Origin of the sequence: Streptomyces roseochromogenus subsp. oscitans DS 12.976, assembly GCF_000497445.1 — a bacterium.
Classification (GTDB): domain Bacteria; phylum Actinomycetota; class Actinomycetes; order Streptomycetales; family Streptomycetaceae; genus Streptomyces; species Streptomyces oscitans.
In genome coordinates, this window is sequence record NZ_CM002285.1 from 805,218 (window position 1) to 809,442 (window position 4,225).

Here is a 4,225-nt window from a genome sequence, read left to right on the forward strand (position 1 = left end):
CGCCGTGACGGTGAGCCAGGACGGGGCCAGGGTCGCGTTCCACAGCCGGGGCGCGTCCGGCAGGCCGAAGCGCCCGCCGAGCAGCTGCCCGGCGGCGAGCCCCGCCGTGACACCGAACGCGGCCGTCGCCGCGACGAGGCGGGACTGTGCCGCCCGCGCCGGCAGCGCGAGGGCCGGCAGCAGGCACAGGACCGTGGCGAGGACGGTGGCCACGAGGACGCCGTGGGAGAGTCCGGCCCAGCTGCGCGGAGCGTGGGCCGCTCCGCACAGCAGGACCAGCAGCGCGGCGCCACGGGCGCCACCGAGGCCGGCCATGTGCCTCCGGCCGCCCGGATCCAGGCCCTCCGTCAAACGACCCTTCACCAGCTGGTCCTTCACGAGCCAGCCCTTCGCAGGCCGCTCTTCGGCCGACCGCTCCTTGGCGAACTCTTCCTTCGCAGGCCTCCCCTTCGCCGGCCGTTCCTTCGCGGGCTGGTCCTGCTCGGTCTGGTCCTGCACGGGTTGGTCCTGCACGGGTTGGTCCTGCGCGTTTTGGTCCTTCGCGGGCCGGGCCGCCTGGCCGGTCGCCTCTGCGGCCCAGGCGTCGAGCGCGGACACCACCGTTTCGGCGTGCGGGGAGTCGGCGTTCAGCCGGTCGACGTGCAGGGCCTCGGCCGACAGCGGCGTGGACAGCGGAGTCTCGCGCAGCGCGCGGTCCGCGGACAGCCGGCCGATCAGCTCGGCGAGCTCCTCCACGGGGCGGCTGACGGCCACGGCCCGCACCGCGGCCTGCCCGCAGTGGGGGCCCAGGGATGTGTGGTGCAGCAGCATCATCAGCCGGCTCACGTCGTCCAGCGGACGGTGTTCGGCGGCGACCCGGATCGCCTCGTCGGCGCTGCCGGTGTCCCGCGGCGGCTCGGTCAGGAGGGTCACGAAACGGGCGAGATCCTCCACGGGCCGGTCGACCCCGACCGCGCGCAGCGCGTCGGCCGTGGTCCGGGCGTTTTCGGGGGCGCTTTCCAGCAGGGTGATGAGCCGGACGACGTCCTCGACCGGACGGTCGGCGACGGCCGCGTGGACCAGGCCGGGCAACGGGTCGCCGTACAGGAGGGCTTCACCGAACGGGACGTCGTGGCGCAGGGCGTCGTCGGAGACCGTCTGAGGGAGGCCGTCAGCGGCCGGAACCACCTCGTCAGGGCACTGAGGCAGGACCCCGTCGAGGGCCTGGGGGATCTCAACCAGGCTCTCGTGGGGAGCCTCGGGGAGCGACTTCGCGGGCAGGGCCGGAAGCGTGACGAGGTGGGGGTACAGGGTGGGGGCGACGGTGGGAACCGGCGCGGTGGTCAGGGGAGTTATGGGGGGTATGAGGGCGTCGTCGGGACGGGGTATGGGAGATCGCGTGGTCATCTCGCCTCCAGTCGAACGGTACGGCCGCGTCTGGCCCCGCCTTCGGCCGCGGCATCACGCACCATTACTAGGAGCGGGCCTGCGGACCCGCCACTCGGGCGGGGCACCGGTGTGAGACGGTCGGGCGACCCCGCAGGCCGGGAGCGACGGCCACGGCCGGACGACACGGGCCCACCCCGTCCGCACCTCGTGGACAGGCCGTCCTACTCCGTCCAGGCCTCGCGGACAGGCCGTCCTACTCCGTCCAGGCCTCGCGGACAGGCCGTCCCGCCCCGTCCAGGCCTCACGAACACGCGATCCCGCCCCGTCCGGACCCGCCTCGGACAGGCCAAGGGGTGGTGCCGACCCGACGCCGGACGCCTCCGTGGCCGACGCGCGCTCACCCGCCGAACCGGCCGGGACTTCCGATCCGGACGTGCTTTCGCGATTCCCTTCCCCCTCCCAGGTGCGTCGCAGGGTCCTTCTGGCGCATTCTTGCTGTGTCATCCACCCGAAGCGCACAGGACGAGGTAGGGGCGATGACTGGGAGCGGTGGCGAGCAGGCGGTCCGTACGCGGGCCCGGCTCGCCGCGCTGCTGGCGGACACCTCGACGGGCGCGCTCGGTGCCGCCGGCGGCCGGGTGGCGGGGGTGTATCTGCGGTCCGGCACCCCGGGCCTGCTGCGCCTCGCGGTGATCGCGGGGCTGCCCGGCCGGCTGTTCCGGCCCTGGTGGCGGCTGCACGTCGGCCGACCGTTCCCCGGCGCCGACGCCTACCGTCTCGGCGTACAGGTGGTGCTGGCGAACGCCGCCGAGACGGTGCGCCGGTATCCGCAGTTCGCGGCGGGCCTGCCCTTCCCGTTCGGGTCGGTGCATGTGCCGGTGCCGGGCGGGAGCGAGCCGCTGGGGGTGCTCACGGTGCTGCGCCCGGCGGTGGCCGACTCGGCGGACGAGTTGCTGGACCTGGATCTGCTCGCCCGGCTGGCCGAAGGGCTCGGTGCCGAGCTGCTCGGGCTCGCCGACGGGGACGCGAGCGCGGTCGTCTGGGACGGCGAGCCGCTGTGTGTGCGGCCGCCGGTGAGCCGGCCCGGGCAGGCCGTCGTGGCGCGGTTCGGCTGGGATCCCGTGACCTGTGCGGTGCGCGCGGACGACCGGCTGTACGGCCTCCTCGGCCTGTACCCCGGCGACTTCGCGGGGACGGATGCGGCGCTCGCGGAGGCCCTGGCACCGCAGGACGCGGAGCGGATCCTGGCCGCGCTGCGCGACACCGCCGCCGGGAAGCCGCCCGCCGCACCGCTGAGCGTGCGGGGACGGGACGGCGCGGCACGGCTGCTGGATCTGTGGCCGGCCGCGGAGGACGGGGCCGGGCAGCGGGTCGACGGGGTGGTGTTCGACCCGGGTCCCGCCGCCTGCGCGGACGGCGCGGCGGACCTGCTGCCGCAGGGTGTGTTCTGCCTGGACCGGCTGGGGCTGGTCGTGTACGTCAACCCGGCCGCGGCCCGGCTCGCCGACCGGGAGCGGGAGTCGCTGCTCGGGCGGCCGCTGTGGGAGGCGATGCCGTGGCTGACCGGCCCGCGGTACGACGACCATCTGCGCGGCGCCCTGCTGGCCCCGGAGCCGGTGCACTTCCATGTGCGGCGGCCGGCCCGCGACCGTGAGGAGCCCGGCGCGGGCGAATGGCTCGCGGTGTCGGTGCATCCCGGCGAGGACCTGCTGACCTGCACACTCGTCCCGGCCAGCCGGATGGACACACCGGTCGAGCCCCTCGTGGAGGAGCACGTCCCTGAGGACACGGTGCCGGGCGGGCACTCGATGGAGCCGCTGTACCGGCCGATCGCGCTGGCGATCGCGCTGACGGACGCGGTGACCGCCCGGCAGGTGTCGGCGGTGGTGATGCAGGAACTGCTGCCCGCGTTCGGGGGCCGGCGCCTCGCGATCTATCTGCTCCAGGACCGGCATCTGTATCTCGCCTGGGAGACCGGCTTCCCGCAGGGGTTCCTCGCTCCGTTCGAGGGGGTCGGTCTCGACGCCCGGCTGCCGGGCGTGGAGTGCCTGACCACGGGGCGGCCGCTGTTCTTCGAGTCGATGCAGCAGCTGCCGACCGCCTATCCGGGCATCCCGCTGGACGCCGACGAGGGCGCCCGGGCCTTTCTGCCGCTGATCGCCTCCGGGCGGCCGGTCGGCTCGTGCATCCTCGGCTTCGACCGCCCGCGCGGCTTCAGCACCGAGGAACGCACGGTCCTCACCGCGCTCGCCGGGCTGATCGCGCACGCCATGGAGCGGGCACGGCGCTACGACAGCGAGGCCGCACTCGCCCGCGGCCTGCAGCAGGCGCTGCTGCCCCGCCGGTTGTCGGCACATCCGCAGGTGGAGACCGCGGGCCGGTATCTGCCGGGCACGCAGGGTATGGACGTGGGCGGCGACTGGTACGACGTGGTGGAGGCGGGTGACGGGCTGGCCCTGGTGATCGGTGATGTGCAGGGACACGGGGTGCAGGCCGCGGCCACCATGGGGCAGCTGCGCAGCGCGGTGCGCGCGTTCGCGCTGGGCGACCGGCCGCCCGACGAGGTGCTGAGCGGCACCAACCATCTGCTGATCGACCTCGATCCCGGTCAGTTCGCCAGCTGCTGCTATCTGCGACTGGACCCCTCGACCGGCCTGGTCCGGATCGCCCGGGCGGGGCATCCGCCGCCGCTGCTGCGCTGCCCCGACGGACGGACCCGGCTGGTGGATGTCCCGGGCGGTGTCGTCCTCGGGGTGGATCCGCAGGCCCGCTACCCGGTGGCCGAACTGCTGCTGGAGCCGGACGCGATTCTCGCCCTGTACACGGACGGGCTGGTGGAGCGGCCGGGCGCGGACAT

At 74.7% G+C, this 4,225-nt stretch carries 2 protein-coding genes; one reads left to right on the forward strand and one right to left on the reverse strand.

Annotated features, from left to right (window positions below; genetic code table 11):
* Positions 1–1,386, reverse strand: a 1,386-nt coding sequence (locus tag M878_RS46915; RefSeq protein ID WP_051430064.1) for a hypothetical protein, incomplete at its 3' end; no start/stop codon positions are given.
* Between the two features lie 518 nt (positions 1,387–1,904).
* Between M878_RS46915 and M878_RS53795 the strand changes: the two genes are divergently transcribed.
* Positions 1,905–4,225 (forward strand): SpoIIE family protein phosphatase (locus M878_RS53795; protein WP_023544770.1); only part of this gene is annotated, 2,321 nt, incomplete at its 3' end.